This is a genomic window from Bradyrhizobium diazoefficiens (genome assembly GCF_016616235.1).
Taxonomy (GTDB): domain Bacteria; phylum Pseudomonadota; class Alphaproteobacteria; order Rhizobiales; family Xanthobacteraceae; genus Bradyrhizobium; species Bradyrhizobium diazoefficiens_H.
The window spans coordinates 2976249-3001248 of record NZ_CP067100.1 but is presented as its reverse complement, the minus strand read 5'-3'; the positions used below and the strand labels follow the sequence as shown (position 1 = coordinate 3001248).

The following is a 25000-nucleotide window of genomic DNA, read 5'->3' as shown; positions in this document are numbered from 1 at the left end:
GTTCCCGCGGGATCCCCAGCTCTCGTCGCCTCTTTAGCCGCGGGAGCGAGGCGCTCGCAATAGCGCACCGTCGTTCATGGCTGCTCCAATAACCGCTTCCCAATAACCGCTATTGCAAGATCGGCGCCAAAACCATACCAAAGCGGCCGAATTCGGCGCCCTGCGTCGGGTTGCCTCAAATCTTCGCAAACTCTGATCATGCGGGCGAGATGCGCCGAATCCTGCTTTCTGCGGCCAAGATCCTGATTTCCGCAGCGCTGCTCTATCTGGCGCTGCGCAAGGTCGATCTGACCGAATTGTTGTCGCGCTTCACTGCGACCAGCCTGTTCTGGATCGCGATGGCGATCGCGGTCACGTTTCTGCAGATCTTCGTCGGCGTGCTGCGCTGGCGCGAGATCAGCGCCGCATGCGGCGCGCCGCTCGAGCTCGGTCGGGCGATGCGTTACAACGTGATCGGCGCGTTCTTCAACCAGACGCTGCCCTCCGCGATCGGCGGCGATGCGGTCCGGCTGTGGCTGGTCGCACGCGCCGGCGCCGGCTGGCGCGCGGCCACCTATTCGATCTTCGTCGATCGCGCGATCGGCCTCGTCGCGCTCGCGATTCTCATCGTGGCGAGCCTGCCCTGGAGCTACGAGCTCATCACCGATCCGCACGGACGCTCGGCGCTGCTGCTCGTCGATCTCGCCGCGCTCGCAGGCGGCATCGGCTTTCTGATCTTCGGCGCGCTGACATGGCGCTGGCTGAAGACCTGGTGGGCCACTCATCACATCCACGCCTGCGCCGTGATTGCCAATCGCGTGATCTTCAACGCCAGGCGCGGACCGATCGTCGCGATCCTGTCGCTACTCATTCACGTGCTCGCCGTCGTCGTCGCCTGGTGCGTGGTGCAGTCGATCGCGGCGCCCGTCACGTTCGGACAGGTGTTCCTGCTGGTCCCGCCGGTCATGCTGATCACCCTGATGCCGATCTCGATCGCTGGCTGGGGCGTGCGCGAGGCGACCATGGGTCTCGCCTTCGGCTTCGCAGGGCTCGCTGCCAACGAAGGCGTCAACGTCTCGCTGCTGTTCGGCGCGGTCTCGTTCATCGTCGGCGGGTTTGGCGGCCTGGTCTGGATCCTCAGCGCGGAGAAGGCCGCGCAAGGCTCGGTGCCGCTCGGAGTGCCGGAGTGAGCCCGACCGCCGACGCTTTTCCCGTCATGGCCTCGCTGCTTGCCGTCGCGATCGCCGCGCTGATCTCGGCCCTGATCACCTCGACCAGCCGCCCCCTGCTCCAGCGCTACGCACTGGCTAGGCCGAACGCCCGATCCTCGCATCGCATCCCGACCCCGCAGGGCGCAGGCATCGCGGTGATAGCAGCGACGCTCGTCGTCGCATCGGCGTGGGCGGCCTGGGCGAACATCGCGATCCCCCTGACGCTCGTCATTGCGACGATCGTGATCGCGCTGGTCGGATTCGCCGACGACATCGTGTCGCTGCCGGTGCCGGTGCGGCTCGTGCTGCAAGCGGCCTGCGTCGGCGCCGTGGTGTTCACCGCGCCCGAGACCGCGCGCATCGTGCCGGCGCTGCCGCTCATGCTGGAACGCGGCCTGATCCTGCTCGCCGGAATCTGGTTCGTGAACCTCGTCAACTTCATGGACGGGCTCGACCTGATGACGGTAGCCGAAGTGGTGCCGGTCACCGCGGCGCTGCTGCTGCTGGGCCTGCTCGGCGATCTCTCATGGCCGGCCGTGCTGATCCCCACGGCCCTGTGTGGCGCCATGCTCGGCTTTGCGCCCTTCAACAAGCCGACCGCGAAAGTCTTCTTGGGCGATGTCGGCAGCCTGCCGGTCGGCCTGTTGCTCGGCTGGTGCCTGCTGGAGCTCGCCTGGCGCGGACAGCAGGCCGCGGCACTGCTGCTGCCGGCTTACTATCTCGCCGATTCCACCATCACGCTGTTTCGCCGCATCGCGTGGCGCGAGCAGTTCTGGGCGGCGCACCGCTCGCATTTCTATCAGCGCGCCACCGACAATGGCTTCACGGTTCCGCGCGTGATCGGCGAGGTGTTCGCGCTCAACCTCGTGCTGGCGTTGCTTGCCATCCTCACGGTTCGCGCCGGTTCGGTGGCGGTCACGTCCGTCGCGCTGCTCGCCGGCGCGATCGCGATCGCCTTCGTGCTGCGGCGCTTCTCCCGCCCTCAGCCCTCCTGAGCCGACAGCGCGAGCCGCAAGCCCTCGTCCAGCGAGACCTGCGGCTGCCAGCCGGTTGCAATCGCCTTGGAAACGTTGAGCTCGAGCGAGCCGATCAGGCTGTCATGCGTATCCTGGCGGCCCATCAGGCTGAGCAGCGTCGAGAGCAGGTCCGGCGGCATGCCGAACAGCCGCGGGCTCTTGCCGGCGGCCTTGGCCAGGCGCTCGATGAATTCCGGCGTCGAGACCTGCTCCCTGTCCGCGACCAGGAAGATCTCGAAATTGCTCGCGGGATCGGGATGCGACAGCCGGCGCAGGATGAATGACGACAGGTTCTGCACGGCGAGGAACGCGCGCTGATTGCGGATCGCGGCAAAAGGCAGCGGTAGCCCCAGGCTCACCGCACGCGTCAGCAGCGCGAAATTGCCTTTGGCGCCGGCGCCATAGACCAGCGGCGGCCTGATCACCGAGATCTTCATCTCGCTGTCGCGCGCCAGCGTCCGCAAGCCCGCCTCGGCGGCGGCCTTGGACATGCCATAGAGGCCGCGCGGGGTCAGGATGTCGTCCTCGCTGAACGGCGCGCGGCCCTCGTTGCTGCGGCCGTGCACCAGCACGGTGCTGACGAAGATGAACTGGCGCACGCCGGCGGTCGCCGCGGAGCGCGCCAGGTGCAGCGTCCCCGCGATATTGACGTTGCGGTAGAGCTGGACCGCGTGCTCCTCGTGCTTGTGATGCACGCGCGCGGCGAGATGGACCACCGCATCGACGCCGTCGAGTGCGGATTTCCAGTCGGTCTCGGGCCCGATCGATTCGATCACGACCTCGTCGTCGGTGCCATCGAGGCTGCGGACCGCGCGGCGGACCTGCCATCCCTCGCGCGCGAGCGCCGGGGCGACATGACGGCCGACGAAACCGCTCGCTCCCGTCACCAGCACGGTCAGTTTTCGCTCGCTCATCGTTGCTCCGAAAGGTCCGGGTTGCGCAACAATTCGTCGGCAAGGGCGGCATAGGCATTCATCGCGGTCGCGCGATCGAATCGTTTGGCCGCCTTCACGGCGCGCGCCGCCATGTCGCCGTCATTGGACCGGGCAGCGGCGCGGATCGCCCCGGCGAGCTGATCAGCGCGGCCGGGCGTCACCACCCAGCCAAGCCCGTTCTCCATCACCGTCAGCGCGGCTTCGGCCTCCGGTTCGGACACCAGCACCACGGGACGGCCGACCGCCAGCAGATTGTAGAACCGGCTCGGCACCGACACCCCCGCAACGTCCTTGCGGTACGGAATGATCCAGAGATTGGCCGACGCCAGGAACGCCTCGAGCTCGGCGTCCTCGACCCGCGCCACGAAGGAGACATTGGCGAGGTTCGCTTCACTCTGCAATTGCTTCAGCCGCTCGAAACCGATGCCCCAGCCGGAGAGCAGGAAGTGGATGTCAGGCTCGTCCCTGAGCAGCCGCGCCGCCTCGAACACGATCTCGGGATCGTGGGTGAAGCCGAGATTGCCCGATAGTCCGACGATGAAGCGCGCGGCTATCGCCTTGCGGAAAGGATTGTCAGGCGAGATCGGACGCGGCACGGGGGCGAGCGTCGCCCAGTTCGGGATGAAGCGGATCTTGTTCCGCGTCATGCCGGAATAGCTCAGCAGCGGCGCTTCAGCGTCGCGGCCGATGGTGATGACCGCGTTGAGCGCGCGAAACATCAGGCTGTTGGCGGCGCGCATGGTCCGCGCCACGATCGAACCGGGCTTGAGCAGGCCCGCCGTCACCAGCACGTCGGGAAAGAGGTCGTGCAGGATCAGCGCCGAACGCGCACGCTTGAGCCACGCCGCCGCGGCGACCGTGTAGGGCAGCATGAACGGCGCCGTCACGGTGAGCACCACGTCGCCGCGCTTCAGCTCGCGCATCAATGAAACGAAAATGCGCAGCGCAAACAGGAGCTCGATCGCGGCGCGCCGCACCAGCGCGGTCTTGCCCGCGATCCGGTTCTTGACGGCCACGACGCGTGGCTTGCCCGGGCCGGTCAGCGCGGCCGGCAAATCGCCGGGCGAGCCCGACAGCACGACGACCTCGTGGTCCATGGCGAGGCGGCAGGCGATCTCCGCCATGATCGCGGCGGTGGTGCTCGGATCGGGCGGATAATGCTGGCTCGCGACGACGATCTTGCCTTGGGGCTGCATGATCAGGCCGCGGTCGACCCGAATTCCGGAACCGCATCCTTCAGGATGGTCCTGATCGTGGCGCGATCGTCGCGCGCGATCGCCTGCTCGAGCGCCGCGATCCATTTGCGCAGGGTCTGCATCGGCGGCTCGTTCGGCTGCGCAGCCATGATGCCGGCAACACCGATCTCGCGGGTCGGCTCCTCGGAGGCGAACAGGATCTCGTGCAACCGCTCGCCCGGCCGCATGCCGGTGAACACGATCTCGATATCGTAGCCGGGTTGCAGGCCGGAGAGGCGGATCATGCGTTCGGCGAGATCGACGATCTTCACCGGCTGGCCCATGTTGAGCACGTAGACCGAGACGTCGGGACGCTGCGTTCCGAGCGCGTGCGTCGCCGCCGTGATGACGAGATCGCAGGCCTCGCGGATGGTCATGAAGTAGCGGACCATATCGGGATGCGTCACCGTCACCGGGCCGCCGGCCTCGATCTGGGCCTTGAACTTCGGCACCACCGATCCGTTCGAGGCCAGCACATTGCCGAACCGGACCGAGATCAGCCGCATCGGCCGCTTGCCGCTGCTGCCCGCCGCCGCAAGATCGTGGTCGAGCGCCTGGCAGTACATCTCGGCGAAGCGCTTGGTGAGGCCGAGCATCGACACCGGCTCGATCGCCTTGTCGGTCGATATCATCACCATGGCTTCGGCTCCGGCATGATGGGCCGCGTCGGCGACGTTGATCGAGCCGAAGATGTTGGTCTTGACGCCCTCGCTCCAGTCGCGTTCGAGGATCGGCACGTGCTTGAGCGCGGCGGCGTGAAACACGATGTCCGGCTTGAACTCGGCCATCAGGCGCATGATGCGCTCGCGGTCACGGATGTCGGCGATCCGCCCCTCGATCTCGGCTGCCGCGCCTTGCGCGGCGAGTACTTCCGTGATGGCGTAGAGCGCCGGCTCGGAATTCTCCACGATCAAGAGCCGCGCGGCACCGAAGGCGACGACGCGCTCGCAGATCTCGGAGCCGATCGAGCCGCCGCCGCCGGTCACGATCACCGCCTTGCCCCTGATCAGGGCCTCTAACCGCGCATAGTCGATCTTCTCGCTCGGCCGCAGCAGGAGGTCCTCGACCGCGACGGCCGTCAGGCGCGGCGTATCGCCGCTCTCGAGCGAGGGCATGCGGTTGACGATCACGCCAAGCTTGCGCGCCCGCATCAGGATCTGCTCCGGATGCGCCTCCGGCTCGAACGCTGACGGCGTCATGACGATGCGAGCGATGGCCTTGTTGCGCTTGGCGAAGTCGGCGACGACGTCCTCGATATCGTCGATGCCGCCCAGCACCGGCACGTTGCGGATAAACTGGCCGAGATCCGAGCTCGACGGCGACAGGACGCCGACCGGCCAGATGCGCTTGATCGCGCCGCTCTCGATGCCGCGCAGCAGCACCTCGGCATCGGCGGCGCGGCCGATCAGCAGCGTCGGCGCGGCATCCTCACCGCGCGCATGACGGCGCACCCGCGTGTAGCGGAAGTAGCGATAGGTCATGCGCAGCGCGCTCAGGAAGGCGATCTCGAGGAACCAGTAGAGGACGATCGTCACCTTGCCGAGAAAGAAGGAGCCGCGGACGTTGGGCGCGACGAAAACGTAGTCGAGCACGAGCAGGGCAACCGTCAGCACGGTCGCGACGCGGATGATGTTCAGCGCGTCCGGCAGCGAGATGAAGCGCCATTTCGTCGTGGTCAGGTTGAAGACGAAGAACACGACCACGCTGAAGGCGAGGAAGTAGGGCAGGATCTGGAGGAGCAGCGGCAGGCGATCGTAGAAGAACTCGCCGCCCTCGAATCGCAGATAGAAGGCTGCGAACAGCGCCGCCGTGGTCGCCAGCAGGTCGTGGAGCGCGATCAGGAAATTGCGCAAGGTGAGATGCGAAAGACGCGTCATCCGACGACCGATGAAAACCCAGTTAGTGCAACCTGACCGCGCTGATAGCCTATCCCGGCAAGACTTGCCAGCCGCGCGGCGGTTCAGGAACCGGCTTCCCCCATCTTCGCCTCGGCCTGTTGTGGCCTGAGCACCATGCCGCCGGCAACGGCGACGCCGATGACGTACATCCAGCCCTCGTGGTAGTCGAACAGATGGGAGTTGAACAGCGAGGTGAAGACGTTCTGGACCACGACCAGAAGCCCGACCCAGTTGGCGAGCCCGTCGCCGCGGAACAGGCGCAGATGCAGGATCCAGATCGCGTAGAGAATCGCGATGCCGATGACGCCCCATTGCACGGCGACATTCAGCGTCTGGTTATGCGGATTTCCGATCACCTCGGCGGAGGCCTGGTAGTGCCCGCTGGGGGTCGCGACCTGCTCGAACAATCGGCGGGTCGAGCCGGTGCCGTGCCCCAGGATCGGCGCCTCCGCGAAGAAGCCGAGCGATTTCCGCCAGAACTCGAGCCGCAGGCCCAGCGAGGTCGGCTCGCCCTTTTCCACATAGCGCGTGTAGTCGCTGACGAACGTGTCGGCGGTCCTGCGCAATTGCGGCGAGGCCTGCCAGGCGAGAGCTGCGCCGACGACCACAGCGGCGGAGATGATTGCGATGCTGCGCCACCGCAAATGCAGCAGCGCGAACACGCCGAACATGATCGGAACGGTGACGAGCGCGGTGCGCGACACCACCACGAACGCCATGTTGACGAAGAAGCTCAGCGCCAGCGCGGTCAAGAGTGCTGCGGACCAGTAGCGCTTCTGCCGCAGCAGCATCGCGACGGGATAGGCGAGCCCGACCGCGCAGAGCGTGAATTCCTGGCTCTGGTCGATGTAGTTCTTGACGAAGATGCCGCGCTCGAGGTGGTCGGGCTTGAGCGTCAGGCCGGGATAGAAGGCGACCAGCCAGGACATCACCGACAGCAGCGCGCAGGACACCAGGAAAGCGATGAAGATCCTGTGTCCACGCGGCGAACGCTCGAAATGATAGAGCAGCGCCGGCAGCACCAGCAGCTTGGCGGTCGGGCTCAGCGCATAGAGGCGTGCGCCCCAGTCCGCATCCGACCACAGCGTGCCCGCCAGCGCGAGCAGGACCATCGCGATCGGCGCGGCGCAGATCGGACGCGTCAGTGATTGCAGGAATGCCCTGATGTCGAGGAACGGCACCATGCAGACCAGGAACGCGACGTTGAAGATCGCCGTGAGCGACGTCGACCACGGCAGCGCGACCACGGTCAGGATCGCAAACAGATCGGCCGTCTCGCTCCAGGCCGCCGGACTGCGCAGGCGCCGCCGCAGCGTCCGGGTGGCTGTTTCCCGGGCAAGCGCCGTCGTCTGGTCCGTCACTTGATCCCTCCCCGCGCGCGATGGACCAGCGCCGTCGTGCTGAAACCCTGGAGGATGTCGACCAGCACCACGGTTCCGCCGGCGGCCTCGACGATCTCATGGCCGACCACCTGCTCGCGGGTGTAGTCGCCGCCCTTCACCAGTGCGCTCGGCTTGATGCGGGTGATCAGGTCGATCGGCGTGTCCTCCTCGAAGATGACGACGAGATCGACGGCTTCGAGCGCCGCCAGCACCTCCGCACGTGCCCGCTCGTCCTGCACCGGGCGATCAGCGCCCTTCAGCCGCCGCACCGAGGCATCGCTGTTGAGCCCGACGATGAGGCGGTCGCAGGCGGCGCGCGCCGCGGTCAGCACCTTCACGTGGCCGGGATGCAGGATGTCGAAGCAGCCATTGGTGAAGCCGACGCGCTGGCCCTGCCTGCGCCATTGGGCAAGCTGCGCGTCGAGCGCATCAGGCTCGAGCACAATCTTCTCCTCGGCCGCGAGATAGGCATGCGGCAGGATCTTGCGCCGCAGCTCGGCCACGCTAACGCTGGCCGTGCCCTGCTTGCCGACGGCGACGGCCGCGGCGGCATTGGCCATGCGCAGCGCGGTGTCCCAGTCCGCGCCGGCCGCAAGCGACACTGCAAGCGCCGCGGCAACGGTGTCGCCCGCGCCGGAGACATCGCGCACCTTGACCGGGAAAGCCGGAACATGAACCGCCTCGCCGCTGCGCGGCACCAGCGTCATGCCGTGCTCGCCCTGCGTGACCAGGATCGCCTCGCAATCGGCAAGCCGTATCACGTCTTCGCTGGCATCGACGATGCTCTGCGGCGTATCGGCGCGGCTTCGCGTCGCCTCCGAGAATTCCTTGCGGTTGGGCGTCAGCAGCGTGGCGCCGCGATAGATCGCCCAGTTCAGGCTCTTGGGATCGACGATCACCGGCTTGCCGGCGCCTCGCGCGGCGTCGATCGTGTGGCGGATCACGCGCGCGGTCAGCACGCCCTTGGCGTAGTCCGAGAGCAGCACGATGTCGGCGCGCGCGATCTGCGCCACGATCGCCTCGATCAGCCTGGTCTCGATGTCATCGGAGGCCGCTAACACCTGCTCCCAATCCGCGCGCAGCATATGGGTGGAGAAATGCTCGGAGACGAAGCGGACCTTTCGCGTCGTCGGCCGTGAGGGATCGCACACCAGCACGCTTTCGATTGCCCCATGCTCCGCCAGCGCGGAGGCGAGCCGCTTGCCCGCATCGTCCTCGCCGACCAGCCCAACGAAAACGCAGCGCGCACCAAGGGATGCGACATTGCACGCGACGTTGCCGGCGCCGCCGATATGGATTTCGCTGCGCTGTGCCGCGATGACAGGCGCGGGCGCTTCCGGCGAAATCCGCGACACCTCGCCATAGACGAATTCGTCCAGCATGATGTCGCCGATGCACAGCACCGTGCGGCCTGAGATGGCCTGCGCGAGGGAATCGAAATCGAGAATGGGCGTCGCCATGGGTCCTATGATTTCAGCGGAAGCGGTCAGGTCGGTCGAGATAATTCCCGACATAGGCCTTCACTGCGTCTTCGAGCGCCGTGAAGCCGCCGTTATAGCCGGCGCGGAGCAGGCGATCGACCTTGCTCTGGGTGAAGTACTGGTAAGCGCCGCGGATCTGCTCGGGCATGTCGATGTATTCGATATTGGGCCTGGTGCCGAGCGCGGCATAGGCAGCCAGCATCAGGTCCCTGAAGCTGCGCGCCTTGCCGGTGCCGACATTGAACAGGCCTGAGACCGACGGCGTCGCCAGCAGCCACATCACGACGCGGACGACGTCGTCGACATAGATGAAATCGCGCCGCTGATCGCCGTCGGCGATGCCTTCACGGTGCGACTTGAACAGTTGCACGACACGGCCCGCCCTGACGTCGTCGAAGCGGCGCGCCAGCACGCTCATCATTGTGCCCTTGTGGTACTCGTTGGGGCCGAACACGTTGAAGAATTTCAGGCCCGCCCATTGCGGCGGGAGCGGATCGCCGTTCGCGGCGCGCTCGCCGACCGCGAGATCGAACAGATGCTTGCTCCAGCCGTAGAGGTTCATCGGTCGCAGTTTCTTCAGCGCTGGCAGCGAGGCGTCGTCATCGAAGCCTTCCGCGCCGTCGCCATAGGTCGCCGCCGAGGACGCGTAGATGAGCGGCACAGCATTCGCCGTGCACCAATCGAGCAGGCGCATGGAGAGGCGAAAATTGGTCTCGATCACGAGGTCGCCATCGGTCGCGGTGGTCTCGGAGATCGCCCCGAGATGGATCACGGCATCGAGCGTGCGGCCCTTCAGCCAGTCGAGCAATTCAGCGGGCGGGACGATATCCACGAGTTGCCGCTTGGCGAGGTTCCGCCACTTGCCGTCGCTGCCGAGCAGATCGCAAACCACGACATCGCTGCGGCCGGCCTCGTTCAGGGCGGCGACGACATTCGATCCGATAAAACCGGCCCCGCCGGTCACCAGCAACATTCAGAAATCCCTGCCCGATTTTGTGGTCTGGTCCTGCCCTAGCGCATGATCCACCAAAGTGTAAGCGGTTTTGGGATTCGGGCTCGTGTGGCTTTACCTGCCGGCCCGGAGCGGCTAACCGAACCGCCAACATCAGCTTGTTCCTGGCCCAATTAACGAATGAACAAAGATTCGCAACTTAGCGGAAATGCAGATCGGGACGACACGCGCCCGATCCTGATCATTCCCTATATGTGGATCGGCGATTTCGTCCGGAACCATACCGTGGTGCGGGTCCTGAAGGAGCGCTGGCCGAACAGGCCGGTCGACCTTCTGACCACGACCCTATGTGCTCCGCTGGTCGATTATATGCCCGGGGTCCGCCGCGGCATCGTCTGGGACCTGCCGCGCAGCCGGCTCGCGGTGCGTCGCCAGTTCGGCCTGGCAAAACTGCTGCGGGCGGAAAACTACGGCACCGCCCTGGTGCTGCCCCGAACCTGGAAGGCAGCCATTGCGCCGAGGCTGGCCGGCATCCCCGAACGGGTCGGCTGGGTCGGCGAGTTCCGGTTCGGCCTGATCAACCACTGGCGCTGGGGCGAGAGCAAGCTCCCGCGCTTCATCGACGAGAATGCCGCCCTGGCCCAGCCCGACGGCGCCCCCCTGCCGCCGGAATGGCCGGTGCCGCAATTGCGGGTCCCGGCCGAGGAGATTGCCCGCTGGCGCGAGGCCAATGGCATCCGTGGCGGGGCCGCGGTAGCGCTCGCCCCCGGCTCGGTCGGCGTCTCAAAGCGCTGGACCTACTATTCGGAGGCCGCCCGCCTGCTGGTTGAGCGCGGGCTCGAGGTCTGGGTGGTCGGCGGCCCCGCGGAAAAGGGCCTCGCCCAGGAAATCGTCGCGGCGGGAGGCCCCGGCGTCCGCGACCTCACCGGCAACGATTTGCGCAACGGCGTGTTGGCGATGGCCGCCGCCGGCGTCGCCATCACCAACGATTCCGGCCTGATGCACATCGCCGCTGCCCTCGGCACTCCCACCATGGGCATCTTCGGCCCGACCAGCCCCTACCTCTGGGCGCCGTTGAATGGCCTCGCTGCCACGGTGGTCCAGGACAAGAGCGTGCTCTCCTGCCAGCCCTGCCAGCGCACGGTCTGCAAGATGAACGATCACCGGTGTATGCGGGATATCGCGGCGGCTGAGGTGGTGGGGATTGCGGAGCGAGTGCTGGCGGAGGCAGGGGCAAGGGTGGAGAGCTAATCGAGGCCCCTCAAAAATGCTTGGGCAGCCCAGCCTGCTTCAGAACCGCGTTCGCGGTGTGCCGAGATTTGATATTGTTATCGACGGTAAAACGGATGCCTGAGACTGGGCTCTCCCAGATCTCGTGATCGCCGCGGCCATGTCGAACAAAAAAACATCCCGCCTTCTCCAGAATTCGTTTCAATTCCGGAGTGAAGCTGTTCATGCGGCTTCTTTTGCAGAGCCGATCTTGATCCGTTTGGAGAAGCTCGCGATCACCTCGACAGGGACTTCATAGCCCTCGGCGACGGCATCGTCTTCCAAAAGATCGCGAATGAGGCCAGGCAGCTTGGCATCGAGTTCGTCGAGGCTTGCGGCTTCCGTGACGAGGCCCGGAAGATCGGAGCTCTCAGCAGTCCACACCGACGCCTCACTGTCCCAAGTCGCTCGAACGACGATGAGATGGCCCATTTTCGGCGCTCCCCTTGCGGCAACTTCTGTCATCAAGGCAGTCCTCCTCAGGTGCGGCAACCGCGTGGCAAGCAGAGTGCCGGACAACGCATAAAACCCCACTTGGTCCCGCCAGCGTTGGAAGACCCCGCACTCATCACCATAACACATTGATTCGATATAAGTTTTAACAACGGCACTTGCACGCCGGCCTGATGTCGCGATGATGAAAGTCTAGACCTGTTTTGCCCGACGCGTCAACTGGATTTCGTAAAATCCGCAAAACACAATCTCCGAGAGCCAAACCGTTGATTCAACTGGCGCCGGCTACTGTGCATGGGGTTGTTTTCGCGATTTTGTTTGCGGCGGCTCAAAGCAGCGGCCGATAGATCTCGCCGATCCGCCTTGCTTCCGCATCGAGGCTGAATCGTTCGAGCACCCGTGCCCGCCCGCGTTCGCCCATGGCCGTCGCGGCAGCCACGTCGCGCATCAACGGCTCCAGCGCCGCGGCGAGCGCATCTGCATCGCCCGCCGGAATCAGCACACCCGTCACGCCATCCTCGACCACGAGCTCGGCCGCGCCGGCGCGCGCGGCAACGAGCGCACTGCCCGCCGCCATCGCCTCGATCAGCGTCAGCCCAAAGCCTTCGTTGCGTGAGGTGAAAGCATAGATCGTCAGCCGCTGGTACCAGCGCTGCACCGCTTCGATCGGCAATTCGCCGGTGACGACGATGCGCGATTGCAGGTTGGCTGCCCCGATGCGCTTCTTCAGGTCGTTGGCGAAGGGCGTTTGCTCGGGCGTGATCTGGCCGACGATGACGGCGGTGAAATCCGGATAGCGCGGCAGCAATCGGCACATCGCATCGACGAACAGATCGGTGCCCTTCTGTGCACGCACGCGGCCGAAGCAGCCGATGGCATAGCGGCCCGGCAGCGCGGCTTCCGCGAACGCCGCGGCGCGATCGATTGGCGGCGCATACACGTCGGTGTCGACGCCGTGCGGGATCACCGTCGACCGCACTTTCAGGAACGAGGCCGAGATGTCTGACGTCGCGATGATCGCGTCCATGCGCCGGATCAGCCAGCGCGTGATCCAGCTGTGATGCCGCTGCCCCGCCGAGGTGAAGACGAGCTTGAGCGGCCAGCCGAGCGAGCGCAGCACGACGCCTGCGATCATCTCGTTGTTGCGCCGCGCGTGCCAGATCAAGGGCTGCTTGCGCCGCCACAATTTCAGGAGATCGGGCCCGCTCAACCGCGCGATCCCCTCCGGCGCGTCGGAGCCGAACCAGCCTGCGCGAAACAGTTTCGCCAGCCGCGGCGCCACCATCCGGTTGGTCGCGGTGACCCCGGAATAGCGCCTGTGCAGATTTGGCACGATCACCTCGAGATCGCCGGGAGAATTCGCCACGTCACGCTCCGTTTCGCAAAGTCCCTATACGCAACATTAAGCATAGTGACCAGTTGAGCCGCGCCGATACCCCCTCTTCACCACGCAAACGCTAGCATCCCGCGTTGATCGAAGACGGGTGAGACCATGACTGTGCTAGTCACCGGCGGCGCCGGCTATATCGGAAGTCACACGGTTCTGGCGCTGGCGGAAGCCGGCGAGGACGTCGTCGTGATCGACGATCTCTCCACCGGTTTCTCGGCCTATCTGCCGGAACGCGTGCCGCTGTTCATCGGCGACGCCGGCGACGAGAATTTGCTCGAAGGCGTGATCGCCCAGCACGACATCGAAAGCATCATTCATTTCGCCGGCTCGGTCGTCGTGCCGGAATCGATGCGCGATCCGCTCGGCTACTACCGCAACAACTTCACCACCGCGCGCAATCTGCTCAACGTCGCGGTCAAGCGCGGCATCAGCCGCTTCATTTTTTCCTCGACCGCCGCGGTCTACGGCAATCCGGATCAGGTGCCCGTGCCCGAGCACGCGCCGACGCGGCCGCTGTCGCCCTACGGCTCCTCGAAGCTGATGACCGAGATCATGCTGCACGACGTCGCCGCCGCCTACGGCATGCAGTACGTGACCTTGCGCTATTTCAACGTCGCGGGCGCCGACCCGCAGGCGCGCATCGGGCTTGCCACCGTCGGCGCCACGCATCTGCTCAAGATCGCCGTGGAAGCCGCGACCGGACAGCGCGCCAAGATCGATGTGTTCGGCACCGACTATCCGACCGAGGACGGCAGCTGCATCCGCGACTTCATCCATGTTTCGGACCTCTCGCAGGCGCATCGTTCGGCCCTCGCATATTTGCGCAATGGCGGCACCTCGACGACGCTGAATTGCGGCTATGGCCGCGGCTATTCGGTACTGGAGACCATCGACGCCGTGCGCCGGGTTTCGGGGCGCAGCTTCGCCGTGCAATACGCCCCGCGCCGGCCCGGCGACATCATGACCATGGTCGCCGACACCAGCCGCATCCGCGGCCTGCTCGACTGGCGGCCGCAATACGACAACCTTGAGACCATCGCGGCGCATGCGCTGGCCTGGGAGGACAAGCTGTTCCGCGAGCGCCATGGCGAACTCCGCCACGCGGTCTCGGCCTAAAATCCGTCTCGGCGCAAGTCCTTAATTGGGCTTGAAAAGCGGAGCTTTAGCGGGCACAGAGGCCATTCGATCCCTGACGCGCGGGCAGGCTTTGTTCTGCCCCGTCAATGGACACCGGATGGCCCAGTTTCCAAAGAAAATCACCGACGATCCCTATGCGGCAGCGGTCCTGATTCGCCGCCTGGTCACGGAACAAGGGCTCGTCTACTGGCGGCGCTACCTCGTCGCCTTTGCGCTGATGGCGCTCGCTGCGGGCTCGACCGCGGGTGCGACCTACGTGCTCGGCCAGGTCATCAACCAGGCTTATGTCGACAAGAACGTCCCGGGCATCGCGATGTTCTCAGGGATCACGGTGATCCTGCTCTTCATCAAAGGCGTGGCAACCTACGGCCACATGGTGATCTTGACCAAGATCAGCAACGCGATCCTTGCCACTAACCAGCGCCAGCTGTTTGCAAAACTGATGCGCGAGAGCGTCGGCTTCTTCTCCGAGCGGCACTCCTCTGAATTCCTGGCGCGGCTGACGGCCGGCGCCAAATCGATCACCGACGTCCTCAACATGCTGGTCAACGCCGTCGGGCGCGACCTCATGATGCTGCTCGCCATGATCGCCGTGATGGTGTGGCAGGATCCGCTGATGTCGTTCATCGGCCTCGTCGCGGTGCCGCCGGCGATGCTGGTGCTGCGCAAGCTGGTCAAGCGCATCAAGGGCCTCGCCTTCAACCAGTTCACCGGCACCGCCGACATCATGGAAACGATGCAGGAATCGCTGCAAGGCATCCGCACGGTCAAGGCGTTCACGCTCGAAGACACCATGCAGAAGCGCATCGACGAGAACATCGCGATTGTCGAGCGCAACGCCAACAAGATGGCCCGGGTCGCCAATCGCTCCAACCCGCTGATGGAAATGCTCGGCGGCTTCGCGGTCGCCGGCTGCCTGATGTACGGCGGCTACGCCGTGGTCGCGCTCAACGCCACGCCCGGCGCGTTCTTCTCCTTCATGACCGCGTTCCTGATGGCGACCGAGCCGGCCAAGCGGCTGGCGCGTCTCAATATCGACCTCAACAGCCAGCTGGTCGGCGCGCGCATGCTGCTCGAAGTCGTGGACAGCCCGGCGAGCGAGCATTCCGACGACGACAAGCCGGCGCTGAGGCTCACCGATGCCCGCATCGAGCTGCGCGACGTCAGCTTCTCCTATCGCAATGGCGAGACTGTGCTCAACCGCATGAGCTTCACCGCCGAGCCCGGCAAGGTCACCGCACTGGTTGGCCCCTCCGGCGGCGGCAAGTCGACCGTGCTGGCGCTACTGCTGCGCTTCCACGAGGTGACGCAAGGCGACATCGTGATCGATGGCCAGTCGATCGGCGCTATCTCGCGCAAATCGCTGCGGGCGCAGACCGCCTATGTTGGCCAGGACGTCTATCTGTTCCGCGACACCATCCGCAGCAACATCGCCTTCGGCAAGCCGGGGGCGAGCGAGAACGAGATCATCGAGGCGGCGAAAGCGGCCTGCGCGCATGATTTCATCATGAGCTTTCCGCTCGGCTACGACACGCCGGTCGGGGAGCACGGCACGCAGCTGTCGGGCGGCCAGCGCCAGCGCATCGCGGTGGCGCGCGCGTTGATCAAGAACGCGCCGATCATCCTGCTGGACGAGGCCACCGCCGCGCTCGATTCGGAATCGGAGCGGCAGGTGCAGGAAGCGATCGAGCATCTGTGCCAGAACCGCACCACCATTGTGATCGCACACCGCCTGCACACCATCATGCACGCCGACGCGATTCTCGTGGTCGAGGGGGGCGAGATCGTCGAGCATGGCCGGCACGACGAATTGCTGCGTCGCTCCGGCCGCTACGCCTCGTTCTTTCGTCTGCAGCATCGCGACGCCGGCGCTCTGGCGCCGATCAGCGCAACCGCATAGAGTTCCTCATCAACCCAAGAGCAGCGAGACCGCTTCATGAACGCCGCCTCCTACGTCATCCCGCTTCCGCCCCAGGCCTCGCTTCCGGTCGTCGGAGAGAGCGGCCGGTATCCGGTCCGCCGCATCTGGTGCGTCGGCCGCAACTATCTCGAGCACATCCGCGAGATGGGCAATGACGAGCGCGCCCCGCCGTTCTTCTTCGCCAAGCACGCGGACATGCTGGTGCCCGATGGCGCCACCATTCCCTATCCGCCGCTGACGAAGGATTTGCATCACGAGGTCGAGCTGGTCGTCGCGATGAAGAGCGGCGGCCTCAACATCCCCGCCGAGAAGGCGCTTGATCACGTCTACGGCTATGCCGTCGGTATCGACCTCACCCGCCGCGATCTCCAGATCGCCTCGCGCAAGAAGGAGCGTCCGTGGGAGATCGGCAAGTCGTTCGACGGCTCGGCGCCATGCTCTGCGGTGCAGCCGGCCGCCAAGATTGGCCATCCCTCCAGCGGCAAGATCTGGCTCACCGTCAACGGCAAGGAAGCCCAGAAGGGCGACCTCAATGAGCTGATCTGGAACGTGCCCGAGATCATCTGGCAGCTCTCGCAGCAGGTGAAGCTCGCCGCCGGCGACATTATCATGACGGGCACGCCGGCCGGCGTGTCGCAGCTCCAGGTCGGCGACAAGCTCGAATGCGGCGTCGACGGCGTCGGCAGGCTGAAGGTGAGCATTGGCCAGCCGGAACAAGGCTGACCTCGAGATCACGGAGAAAGCTAAGCCCCGGACATCGCGTCCGGGGCTTTTTTACGGCCTCAAGTTCGCCGCCGGTGCGCGCCCGCCGCGTTGATGTCCTTCCCGGTGTAGTCGGTCATCATCGCGGTCGCAGCCAGCGTCACGACCGCGCAAATCGCGATGTAGACCGCGATCGCGGTCGCCGAGTGGAACGTGCCGAACAGCCAAGTGGCGATCAACGGCGCAGGGCCGCCGGCGATCACGGATGCGAGCTGATAGCCCAGCGACGAGCCGCTGTAGCGCAGGCGTCCGGTAAAATTCTCCGCGATCAAGGCAGCTTGCGGCCCGTACTGCATATCGTGCGGAATGAGCGACAGGATGATCGCGAGAAAGATGATGGTCAGCGATCCGGTGTTGAGCATTGCGAAATATATGAAGCCGAAGACACCCGTCACGGCAGCGCCGATCATATACATGTTCTTGCGGCCGATCTGATCGGAGATATGTCCGCACAGCGGGATCGAGACGAACGACAGTACCGAGGCCGAGAGCACCGCGGTCAGCAGGAAGTCGCGCGAAACGTGCAGGGTGCCGATGCCATAGGAGAAGACGAAGGCGGTGAAAATGTAAAACGGCGCCTGCTCCGACATGCGCGCGAAGGCCGACAGCAGGATCTCCTTCGGGTATTGCCGGATCACCGTCAGCATCGGCGTGCGGTCGATCTGGCGTTCGGCCACGAGCTTTGAGAACACCGGCGTTTCGAGGATGCCGAGCCGGATATAAAGGCCAACGCCGACCAGGATGATGCTGAGCGCGAACGGAATGCGCCAGCCCCACGCCAGGAACTGATCGCCAGCCATCTGGCTGAACGCCAGCACGGCAAGGTTGGCGAGGAACAGTCCGCAGGGCACGCCGAACTGCGGCCACGACGCGATCAATCCGCGAGATCGGTCGTCGCGGGCCCATTCCATCGACATCAGCACCGAGCCGCCCCACTCGCCGCCGACGCCGACGCCCTGAATAAATCGCAGCACGGTCAGGATCACGGCACCCCAGATGCCGATGCTCGCATAGGTCGGCACCACGGCCACCGCGGCGGTCGCCAGTCCCATCAAGAGCAGCGTCGCGATCAACGTCGATTTGCGTCCGATGCGGTCGCCATAGTGTCCGAAGATTGCCGCGCCGATCGGGCGCGCGATGAAGCCGACTGCGTAGATCGCAAACGCTTCCAGCGTGCCAACCCAGGGATCAGACTGCGGAAAGAACAGTTTTGCGAAAACCAGACCGGTGACAGTGCTGTAGAGAAAGAAATCATACCATTCGATCGCAGTCCCCACGGTGGACGCGATCACGGCGCGACGAAGCTGGCGCTGATGCTCGGATGCGGTAAGTCGGGTGGCGTCGAGGCCGAGTGTTGCCATGGGAGTTCCCCTGGGACAGCCCCCGATTGCTTTTTTTCACTGCTTGTTCGTTGAGGAACAAACGGGATTAGGTTCCAAAGCGTTCCAGCCAAGCTGGAACGAGAGGGTAAAACTTTAGTCGACCAATAAAGCCGGAGTGACTGCCCGCGCCTTTACTGACCCGCGGCTGAGCGCGTGAACTCAATCGCAACGTCTATGCCGGATGGCTTCGATCTACCAAGCCTTCACCGGCCGATTGCCGTGGCTCGTCTGTGGCACGCCGCGGTTGAGCGACATGTGGGAATGCACACACAGCCAGCCCCCGGCGGTCTTGAAGAACACCATTGTTGCCCGGCCGGGCCGCGCAAACGCGCTGCCATCGGGATGATAGCCCGTGCTCGTCCACGGTGCGATCACGGTTGCCATTGCACCGTCAGGAGATGCCAGAACAGAGGTCTGCTCGAGGACGAAACGGAAATCGCTCGTCTTCGGCCAGACATTGTCCCATTGGGTCGAGACCCATTGATCGATGCCAGGGATGACGTCGCTGTGCGTGCCGAACGCGAGCACATCCGGATGGAAGAGCGGCCGCGCCGAAGCGTAGTCGACCTCGCGGACATGGCCCGCGAAGGTCTCCAGCCAGTTGCGGAAGAACTGCGCGATCTCCGCGTTAGCAATCGGCAAGGGCGCCACTGCCTGATCATTCACCGCAGCGCCGAGAGCACGATCAGGCCGAGGATCAGCGCCGTCAGCGAATACTTCAGCGTGTAGTAGACGTTGCGGTTCCACGCCTTGACCTTGCGGCTGGCGAGATGGATCTCGTAGAGCTTGCCGAACACCTTGTTGAGCACGCCGACATTTTCACCATCGACGTTCTGGGTCGCCGAGGCCTTGACGATGTGCTGGCTGACCCAGCGGTTGATCGCGGTCATGAAGCCGTACTTCATCGGGCGCTCGACGTCGCAGAACAGGATGATGCGGTTGACGTCGGTGGCATTCTCCGCGCTGTGGATGAAGGTCTCGTCGAACATGAAGGCCTCGCCGTCGCGCCAGACGCATTCGACGCCGTCGACCAGGATGCGGCACTTGTTCGAGTTCGGCGTGACCAGGCCGAGGTGATAGCGCAGCGAGCCGGCGAAGGGATCGCGGTGGGCGCCGAGCTTGCCCCCAGGCGGCAGCATCGCGAACATTGCGCCGTGCACGTTCGGGATCGACTTGAGCAGCTCCACCGTCTTCGGGCACAGCGTGTTCGCCGAGGGCAGGAAGTCGTCGTACCATTTCAGGTAAAAGCGCTTCCAGCCGCTCTTGAAGAACGAGTAGAAGCCCCAGTCGTTGTTCTTCGCGGCCGCGCGGATAAAACCCTCGTCGAACAGGCGCACGGCCTCGTCGCGAATGGTCTCCCAGTTCTCGCTGAGCGGCTTCAGCTCGGGAAACTGCTCGACCGGGATCACCGGCCTGTTCGGCACGGCCGAGCCCGCATACATCAGCACATTGTAGGGCGCGAGATAGGTCGAGTGATCGCCGAGCTGGCGCGCGAAGCGCAGCCGCTGCTTGCCGCGGAAGTGAACGTAAATCGTCGAAGCCGCAAGCACATAGAGAATGACAAGTTGCGGCGCAAAAAGCTGTTTCAACATCTCCCCAAATCCCAAGTGACCCAGCCGGGGACGTCATCTACATCGACCGGGTCCAAGCGGCAAGATATTCACCGGTAGGTTGCGGTCACGCTGGGGAGAGCACGGGAGTGGAACCGGGCGCTGAAACGGGCCAAGGGAGCCGAATCAGGGCCGCGACAACGCCTGGAGACCTTGAACGTCAGGGACGGCGGCGTGATCAGGAATACTGCATCACGCCGTCGTCGATCTTGCCGAAGCGCAAGGAGACGATGTCGAACGCGTAGTTCTGATACAGCCGCCACGGCCGCTTCGAGCCCGACTTCGGCATCCTGGCGACCGAGCGCTGCACATAGATGGGGTAACCGGCCGCTGCGAGACCTACCGGCCAAGCCGCGCTAGCTACGGCGCTATTTGATGGTGCGCGTCGCGCGGCTTGTTGCGCGCTCGGCCTCGACGGTCCAGCGCGCATCCGGCGTCGACCACGCCGCGGGGTTGACGCGATGATGGAAGCGGATGTGCTTCTCGATGCCGTTCTCGGTTGCGGTCTCGCGCACATAATTCAGGATCTGCGGCCCGTCCGCGATCGCCTTCGGATCGGTCAACGGCTTGAAGGAATAGCCGAGCGTGAACATGTCGCTGTCGGAGCGGAAGCCGGGATAGCGAAACAGGTCCCAGGTGCCGCCGGTACAGTCGCGGCCCTCCAGGATGACGTAGCTCTTGGTGGGGCGCGGCACGGGCTCTACTCCCGAAGAGAAGCCCCGACCCTAGTCAAGGGCGCTGCACGTCCAACGGGCGCTTTCGGACACAAAAATGGCCGGAGGGTCCCCCGGCCATTTTGCACAAATCAGCTGACGCCGATCAGTATCGGTAATGCTCCGACTTGTACGGGCCTTCCGGCTTCACGCCGATATAGTCGGCCTGGTCCTTGCGCAGCTCGGTGAGCTTGACGCCGATCTTGGCGAGGTGCAGGCGCGCGACCTTCTCGTCGAGCGTCTTGGGCAGCACGTAGACCTTCTTCTCGTACTTGCCGTCCTTGTTGTTGGCGAACAGCTCGATCTGCGCCAGCGTCTGGTTGGTGAAGGACGCCGACATCACGAAGGACGGATGACCCATCGCGTTGCCGAGGTTCACGAGGCGTCCCTCGGACAGCATGATGATGCGGTGCTTGTCGGGGAATTCGATCTCGTCGACCTGCGGCTTGATGTTGGTCCACTTCAGATTGCGGAGTGCCGCGATCTGGATCTCGTTGTCGAAGTGACCGATGTTGCAGACGATGGCGCGATCCTTCATCGCGCGCATGTGCTCGATGGTGATGATGTCCTTGTTGCCGGTGGCGGTGACGAAGATGTCGGCGCGGGGCGCGGCGTCTTCCATGGTCACGACTTCGTAGCCTTCCATCGCGGCCTGGAGCGCGCAGATCGGATCGACTTCCGACACCATGACGCGGCAGCCGGCCTGGCGCAGCGAGGCCGCGCTGCCCTTACCGACATCGCCGAAGCCGGCGACCATCGCGACCTTGCCCGACAGCATCACGTCGGTGCCGCGGCGGATGCCGTCGACCAGCGATTCGCGGCAGCCATAGAGGTTGTCGAACTTCGACTTGGTGACGCTGTCGTTGACGTTGATCGCCGGCCACAGCAGCGTGCCGGCCTTCTGCATGTCGTAGAGACGATGCACGCCCGTGGTGGTCTCTTCGGAAACGCCCTTGATGCTCTTGGCGATCTCGGCGAAGTAGCCCTTCGGCTTTTCCTTGAGCTGCTTCTTCAGAAGCGCGAAGAAGACTTCCTCTTCCTCGGAGCCGGGCTTGTCGAGGAACGCGGTGTCGCCGTTCTCGGCGCGCAGACCGAGATGGACATACATGGTGGCGTCGCCGCCGTCATCGAGGATCATGTTCGGGTGACCGCCGCCGTGCCAGTCGAACAGTTTTGCGGTGTAGTCCCAGTACTCGGTCAGCGTCTCGCCCTTGACGGCGAAGACGGGAATGCCGGCGGCCGCGATCGCGGCGGCAGCGTGGTCCTGCGTCGAATAGATGTTGCAGGAGACCCAGCGGATGTCGGCGCCGAGCGCTGCCAGCGTCTCGATCAGCACGCCGGTCTGGATCGTCATGTGCAAGGAGCCTGCGATGCGCGCGCCCTTCAGCGGCTGCTTCGGGCCGTACTCCTCGCGGGTGGCCATCAGGCCGGGCATCTCGGTCTCGGCCAGCGAGAGCTCCTTGCGGCCGAAATCGGCGAGCGAAATGTCCTTGACGATGTAATCGGTGAAGCCAGGCTTCGCGTTCATTGGGGGTTCCTGTTTGTTTGGCTCGTCGTTCCAGGGCGCTCGTGAACGAGCGAACCCGGAATCCGTAAGGTTCGAGATTCCGGGGACGCCGCGGTCGCGGCGCCCCGGAATGACGCAAGAGAGCTAGAGCGCGCGCTTGAGCGGCTCGACGAGATCGGTCTTCTCCCAGGAGAAGCCGCCCTCGTTGTCGGGCGTGCGGCCGAAATGGCCGTAGGCCGAGGTGCGCGCGTAGATCGGACGGTTGAGGTCGAGATGGGTGCGGATGCCGCGCGGAGTGAGGTCCATCGCCTTGGCGGCGGCCTTCTCGAGCTGATCCTCCGAGACCTTACCGGTGCCGTGGGTGTCGATGTAGATCGACAGCGGCCGCGCAACGCCGATGGCGTAAGCGAGTTGCAGCGTGCAGCGGTCGGCAAGACCGGCGGCGACGATGTTCTTGGCGACGTAGCGCGCGGCGTAAGCCGCGGAGCGGTCGACCTTGGTCGGATCCTTGCCGGAGAAGGCGCCGCCGCCATGCGGGGCCGCGCCGCCATAGGTGTCGACGATGATCTTGCGGCCGGTCAGGCCGGAATCGCCATCGGGACCGCCGATGTAGAACTTGCCGGTCGGGTTAATGTGCCAGATCGTCCTCGGCGTGATCCAGTCCGCCGGCAGCGCCTCGCGCACATAGGGCTCGACGATGTCGCGGATCTGCTTGGAAGAGAGGTCCTCGACCAGATGCTGGTGCGAGACCACGATCTCGCGCACGCCGACCGGCTTGCCGTTCTCGTACTGCACCGTGACCTGGCTCTTGGAGTCCGGCCCGAGCACCTTTTCCTTGCCGGAGTGGCGGGCTTCGGAGATCAGGCGGAGGATCTTGTGGGCGTAGAAGATCGGCGCCGGCATCAGGTCGGGCGTCTCGTTGGTGGCGTAACCGAACATGATGCCCTGGTCGCCCGCGCCCTCTTCTTTGACCTCGCCCGGCTGCAGCGCGTCGACGCCCTGCGCGATATCGGCCGACTGCGGGTGCAAGAGGATCTCGATGTCGCAGGTCTTCCAGTGGAAACCGTCCTGCTCGTAGCCGATGTCCTTGATCGCGTCGCGGACGACACCCTCGATCTGCTCGTTGGTCACCGACTTCGGACCGCGGGTCTCGCCGGCGATCACGACCTTGTTGGTGGTTGCCAGCGTCTCGCAGGCGGCGCGGATCTGCCAGGGGTCGATGCCGGCCTTTGGCCCTTCGCGGTAGAACAGATCGACGATTTCATCGGAGATCCGGTCGCAGACCTTGTCGGGATGGCCCTCGGACACGGACTCGCTGGTGAAGAGATAGGACGCGCGCATCAGTAACCCCTTGTTCCGCCGCCGCTAAGCTGGCGGGTGTTTGCGATGTTTAGACTTGGATTATGTCAATCACGCCGTCGCGAGATGACGTAGGATTCGTCGAGAAACCAGAGCCCGTTGTACTTGCGCAGCACGTCCCGGGCGGCATCCAGAGTGCGGCCGCTTTGAGCCATTTCTGTCAATCGGTCGTCCTCGATCTGCGCCACATACACTGCGGCATTCCACGCTGCAAAGGCCGTCGAGGTTCCGATGGTACCCGTTACCTCGTTGGGCAGCGCTTCCATATCATACCTGAAGATCGAGCGGTTGTCCGCATAAGCATTAAAATTTAGGTCGCGGCCCAACGACCCGAGCTCATACTTAACGGCGCGCAATATCTCATGGCGGCTGACCGCGAAAGGGTTTTCTCCGGGCCAGATCGCCTGAATCATTTCCATGCCGGGATCCTGGCCGTGGGAATGGATACCGATCAGGCGTCCCCCGGGCCGGAGCGCCCGCGCCAGCGGCGCAATGATCCGCTTGGCGCGGAAATTGACCGAGGACAGGGCGCGGTAGGGCTGGGATGCGATGACGAGATCGAAATTGGCTTCGGTCGCACCGGGTCGCGGAATGGTCGAATCCAACAGGAACCTGTGGTCCTCGCGATAGAGCACGAGGACGACGGGCCGTTCGTAGAGCGGCATGGCGGTACGTGGGCTGATCGCGGCGCGCCAATTCTGCTCCAGGAACGGCCTCAGCTCGGCGATCTGCTGCTCGAACTCGCCCGATGAAGCGCCGCGCAGCGGAACCTCATGCCAGACCGTGGCGGCGGCCGCCGCGGGCGATGCCGGCGTCAGCCAGGGCGCCTCCGAATAGAACATGTTGGTGAAGACGAACACCGATGCCGGGTGCTCGAAAATGCGGTCCGGCACTTTCTCCAGCGTCAGGCGCAGATCCTCGAGGCTAAGCTCCTTGCCGGCAACGTAGAACGGCATGTGCGGGTAGCGCTGGTGCGTCGCGCGCAGGACCCGCGCCAGCACGGTGCCGTCGCCGACGCCCGCGTCGAAAATGCGCAGGGCCGGCGGGCGCGGATGGATGCTGGAGAGCTCCAGCGCCACGCGCTCCGCGACCACGCGTTTCTCGCTGCAGGTGTGGACGAACAGCAGGTATTTCTGGCGGTTCTCGAAGAAGCGGAAATTGCCGCGCGGATCGCGCTTTTCCGGGGGCACCTGGAGACCGCGCGGCGGCGGCAGGCCGCCGGTCGTCGATGCCGCGATATAGGCCTGGATCCGCTCCAGCGTGTCGATGGTGATGCGCTTTCCCTCGCGCAGGCGGTGCACCAGCTTCCCATCGTTCACCGCACGCCGGCCGAACGTCGATTCCGCCATGTCCGCCTTGCGGCAGAACTCGGTGATTTGGCTCAGGATTTCGTCGTTCTTCATCGGTG

21 protein-coding genes and 1 pseudogene are annotated in these 25000 nt (G+C 64.8%); 6 read left to right on the top strand and 16 right to left on the bottom strand.

Features of this window, described 5'->3' with window-relative positions; translation table 11 throughout:
- The first annotated feature begins 209 nt into the window (after window positions 1–209).
- Both JJB99_RS14125 and JJB99_RS14120 read left to right on the top strand, forming a co-directional pair.
- Window positions 210–1169, top strand: coding sequence for a lysylphosphatidylglycerol synthase transmembrane domain-containing protein (locus JJB99_RS14125; protein ID WP_200499322.1), 960 nt, complete (start codon window positions 210–212; stop codon window positions 1167–1169).
- Between the two features lie 26 nt (window positions 1170–1195).
- On the top strand, window positions 1196–2185 hold the full coding sequence (locus JJB99_RS14120; RefSeq protein WP_200500156.1) for an MraY family glycosyltransferase: 990 nt from the start codon (window positions 1196–1198) through the stop codon (window positions 2183–2185).
- On the opposite strand, the gene JJB99_RS14115 is transcribed toward JJB99_RS14120, so the two are convergent.
- The 6 genes from JJB99_RS14115 to rfaD all read right to left on the bottom strand — a co-directional run bounded on the left by JJB99_RS14115 (window position 2173) and on the right by rfaD (window position 10110).
- Complete coding sequence (locus JJB99_RS14115; protein ID WP_200499321.1) at window positions 2173–3120, bottom strand: NAD-dependent epimerase/dehydratase family protein; 948 nt, start codon at window positions 3118–3120, stop codon at window positions 2173–2175. The two genes, JJB99_RS14120 and JJB99_RS14115, sit on opposite strands and share 13 nt — an antisense overlap.
- Complete coding sequence (locus tag JJB99_RS14110; protein WP_200499320.1) at window positions 3117–4337, bottom strand: glycosyltransferase family 4 protein; 1221 nt, start codon at window positions 4335–4337, stop codon at window positions 3117–3119. Before JJB99_RS14110 ends, JJB99_RS14115 begins: the two co-directional genes overlap by 4 nt.
- Before the next feature lie 2 nt (window positions 4338–4339).
- Window positions 4340–6253, bottom strand: a complete 1914-nt coding sequence (locus tag JJB99_RS14105; protein ID WP_200499319.1) for a nucleoside-diphosphate sugar epimerase/dehydratase — start codon at window positions 6251–6253, stop codon at window positions 4340–4342.
- An 83-nt stretch (window positions 6254–6336) separates the two neighbouring features.
- Window positions 6337–7635 carry an O-antigen ligase family protein gene (locus JJB99_RS14100; protein ID WP_200499318.1) on the bottom strand — a complete coding sequence of 433 codons (1299 nt, stop codon included), beginning with the start codon at window positions 7633–7635 and terminating at the stop codon, window positions 6337–6339.
- Window positions 7632–9116 carry a D-glycero-beta-D-manno-heptose-7-phosphate kinase gene (gene rfaE1 / locus JJB99_RS14095; protein ID WP_200499317.1) on the bottom strand — a complete coding sequence of 495 codons (1485 nt, stop codon included), beginning with the start codon at window positions 9114–9116 and terminating at the stop codon, window positions 7632–7634. The genes JJB99_RS14100 and rfaE1 overlap by 4 nt, the downstream gene beginning before the upstream one ends.
- Before the next feature lie 13 nt (window positions 9117–9129).
- Window positions 9130–10110, bottom strand: a complete 981-nt coding sequence (gene rfaD / locus JJB99_RS14090; protein ID WP_200499316.1) for an ADP-glyceromanno-heptose 6-epimerase — start codon at window positions 10108–10110, stop codon at window positions 9130–9132.
- Window positions 10111–10269: 159 nt separating this feature from the next.
- On the opposite strand from rfaD, the gene waaF reads away from it, so the two are divergent.
- On the top strand, window positions 10270–11340 hold the full coding sequence (waaF, locus tag JJB99_RS14085; protein ID WP_200499315.1) for a lipopolysaccharide heptosyltransferase II: 1071 nt from the start codon (window positions 10270–10272) through the stop codon (window positions 11338–11340).
- A gap of 10 nt (window positions 11341–11350) precedes the next feature.
- Here the strand turns inward: waaF and JJB99_RS14080 are convergent, their stop codons facing one another.
- From JJB99_RS14080 to JJB99_RS14070, 3 genes are all read right to left on the bottom strand, one after another.
- A complete protein-coding gene (locus JJB99_RS14080) occupies window positions 11351–11545 on the bottom strand; it encodes a type II toxin-antitoxin system HicA family toxin (protein ID WP_200499314.1) in 195 nt (64 codons plus the stop codon).
- Window positions 11542–11823, bottom strand: a complete 282-nt coding sequence (locus JJB99_RS14075) for a DUF1902 domain-containing protein (RefSeq protein WP_200499313.1) — start codon at window positions 11821–11823, stop codon at window positions 11542–11544. Before JJB99_RS14075 ends, JJB99_RS14080 begins: the two co-directional genes overlap by 4 nt.
- Before the next feature lie 316 nt (window positions 11824–12139).
- Window positions 12140–13177 (bottom strand): glycosyltransferase family 4 protein, encoded by a 1038-nt coding sequence (locus JJB99_RS14070; RefSeq protein WP_200499312.1) that lies wholly within the window; start codon window positions 13175–13177, stop codon window positions 12140–12142.
- A gap of 126 nt (window positions 13178–13303) precedes the next feature.
- On the opposite strand from JJB99_RS14070, the gene galE reads away from it, so the two are divergent.
- The 3 genes from galE to JJB99_RS14055 all read left to right on the top strand — a co-directional run bounded on the left by galE (window position 13304) and on the right by JJB99_RS14055 (window position 16982).
- Window positions 13304–14317, top strand: coding sequence for a UDP-glucose 4-epimerase GalE (galE, locus tag JJB99_RS14065; protein WP_200499311.1), 1014 nt, complete (start codon window positions 13304–13306; stop codon window positions 14315–14317).
- Window positions 14318–14435: 118 nt separating this feature from the next.
- Window positions 14436–16238 (top strand): ABC transporter ATP-binding protein, encoded by a 1803-nt coding sequence (locus tag JJB99_RS14060; RefSeq protein ID WP_200499310.1) that lies wholly within the window; start codon window positions 14436–14438, stop codon window positions 16236–16238.
- A 36-nt stretch (window positions 16239–16274) separates the two neighbouring features.
- Window positions 16275–16982 carry a fumarylacetoacetate hydrolase family protein gene (locus JJB99_RS14055; protein WP_200499309.1) on the top strand — a complete coding sequence of 236 codons (708 nt, stop codon included), beginning with the start codon at window positions 16275–16277 and terminating at the stop codon, window positions 16980–16982.
- A gap of 59 nt (window positions 16983–17041) precedes the next feature.
- Here the strand turns inward: JJB99_RS14055 and JJB99_RS14050 are convergent, their stop codons facing one another.
- From JJB99_RS14050 to JJB99_RS14020, 7 genes and pseudogenes are all read right to left on the bottom strand, one after another.
- Window positions 17042–18382, bottom strand: a complete 1341-nt coding sequence (locus tag JJB99_RS14050) for an MFS transporter (RefSeq protein ID WP_200499308.1) — start codon at window positions 18380–18382, stop codon at window positions 17042–17044.
- Window positions 18383–18595: 213 nt separating this feature from the next.
- A complete protein-coding gene (locus tag JJB99_RS14045) occupies window positions 18596–19054 on the bottom strand; it encodes a YybH family protein (protein WP_200500155.1) in 459 nt (152 codons plus the stop codon).
- A gap of 11 nt (window positions 19055–19065) precedes the next feature.
- The gene (locus JJB99_RS14040) at window positions 19066–19995 is read right to left on the bottom strand and encodes an aspartyl/asparaginyl beta-hydroxylase domain-containing protein (RefSeq protein WP_200499307.1); all 930 of its coding nucleotides are present in this window, start codon (window positions 19993–19995) and stop codon (window positions 19066–19068) included.
- A gap of 389 nt (window positions 19996–20384) precedes the next feature.
- Window positions 20385–20699, bottom strand: a pseudogene (locus JJB99_RS14035) (FAD-containing monooxygenase EthA); the annotation flags it as partial.
- Window positions 20700–20832: 133 nt separating this feature from the next.
- Window positions 20833–22254 (bottom strand): adenosylhomocysteinase, encoded by a 1422-nt coding sequence (gene ahcY, locus JJB99_RS14030; RefSeq protein WP_200499306.1) that lies wholly within the window; start codon window positions 22252–22254, stop codon window positions 20833–20835.
- Between the two features lie 123 nt (window positions 22255–22377).
- Window positions 22378–23574, bottom strand: a complete 1197-nt coding sequence (gene metK, locus JJB99_RS14025) for a methionine adenosyltransferase (RefSeq protein ID WP_200499305.1) — start codon at window positions 23572–23574, stop codon at window positions 22378–22380.
- Between the two features lie 65 nt (window positions 23575–23639).
- The gene (locus JJB99_RS14020; RefSeq protein ID WP_200499304.1) at window positions 23640–24995 is read right to left on the bottom strand and encodes a hypothetical protein; all 1356 of its coding nucleotides are present in this window, start codon (window positions 24993–24995) and stop codon (window positions 23640–23642) included.
- Window positions 24996–25000 lie beyond the last annotated feature (5 nt).

Coding starts and splice junctions, on each gene's coding strand:
- JJB99_RS14125 (WP_200499322.1), top strand. CDS start 210: ATGCGCCGAATCCTGCTTTCTGCGGCCAAGATCCTGATTTCCGCAGCG.
- JJB99_RS14120 (WP_200500156.1), top strand. CDS start 1,196: ATGGCCTCGCTGCTTGCCGTCGCGATCGCCGCGCTGATCTCGGCCCTG.
- JJB99_RS14115 (WP_200499321.1), bottom strand. CDS start 3,120: ATGAGCGAGCGAAAACTGACCGTGCTGGTGACGGGAGCGAGCGGTTTC.
- JJB99_RS14110 (WP_200499320.1), bottom strand. CDS start 4,337: ATGCAGCCCCAAGGCAAGATCGTCGTCGCGAGCCAGCATTATCCGCCC.
- JJB99_RS14105 (WP_200499319.1), bottom strand. CDS start 6,253: ATGACGCGTCTTTCGCATCTCACCTTGCGCAATTTCCTGATCGCGCTC.
- rfaE1 (WP_200499317.1), bottom strand. CDS start 9,116: ATGGCGACGCCCATTCTCGATTTCGATTCCCTCGCGCAGGCCATCTCA.
- rfaD (WP_200499316.1), bottom strand. CDS start 10,110: ATGTTGCTGGTGACCGGCGGGGCCGGTTTTATCGGATCGAATGTCGTC.
- waaF (WP_200499315.1), top strand. CDS start 10,270: ATGAACAAAGATTCGCAACTTAGCGGAAATGCAGATCGGGACGACACG.
- JJB99_RS14080 (WP_200499314.1), bottom strand. CDS start 11,545: ATGAACAGCTTCACTCCGGAATTGAAACGAATTCTGGAGAAGGCGGGA.
- JJB99_RS14075 (WP_200499313.1), bottom strand. CDS start 11,823: ATGACAGAAGTTGCCGCAAGGGGAGCGCCGAAAATGGGCCATCTCATC.
- galE (WP_200499311.1), top strand. CDS start 13,304: ATGACTGTGCTAGTCACCGGCGGCGCCGGCTATATCGGAAGTCACACG.
- JJB99_RS14060 (WP_200499310.1), top strand. CDS start 14,436: ATGGCCCAGTTTCCAAAGAAAATCACCGACGATCCCTATGCGGCAGCG.
- JJB99_RS14055 (WP_200499309.1), top strand. CDS start 16,275: ATGAACGCCGCCTCCTACGTCATCCCGCTTCCGCCCCAGGCCTCGCTT.
- JJB99_RS14050 (WP_200499308.1), bottom strand. CDS start 18,382: ATGGCAACACTCGGCCTCGACGCCACCCGACTTACCGCATCCGAGCAT.
- JJB99_RS14040 (WP_200499307.1), bottom strand. CDS start 19,995: ATGTTGAAACAGCTTTTTGCGCCGCAACTTGTCATTCTCTATGTGCTT.
- ahcY (WP_200499306.1), bottom strand. CDS start 22,254: ATGAACGCGAAGCCTGGCTTCACCGATTACATCGTCAAGGACATTTCG.
- metK (WP_200499305.1), bottom strand. CDS start 23,574: ATGCGCGCGTCCTATCTCTTCACCAGCGAGTCCGTGTCCGAGGGCCAT.
- JJB99_RS14020 (WP_200499304.1), bottom strand. CDS start 24,995: ATGAAGAACGACGAAATCCTGAGCCAAATCACCGAGTTCTGCCGCAAG.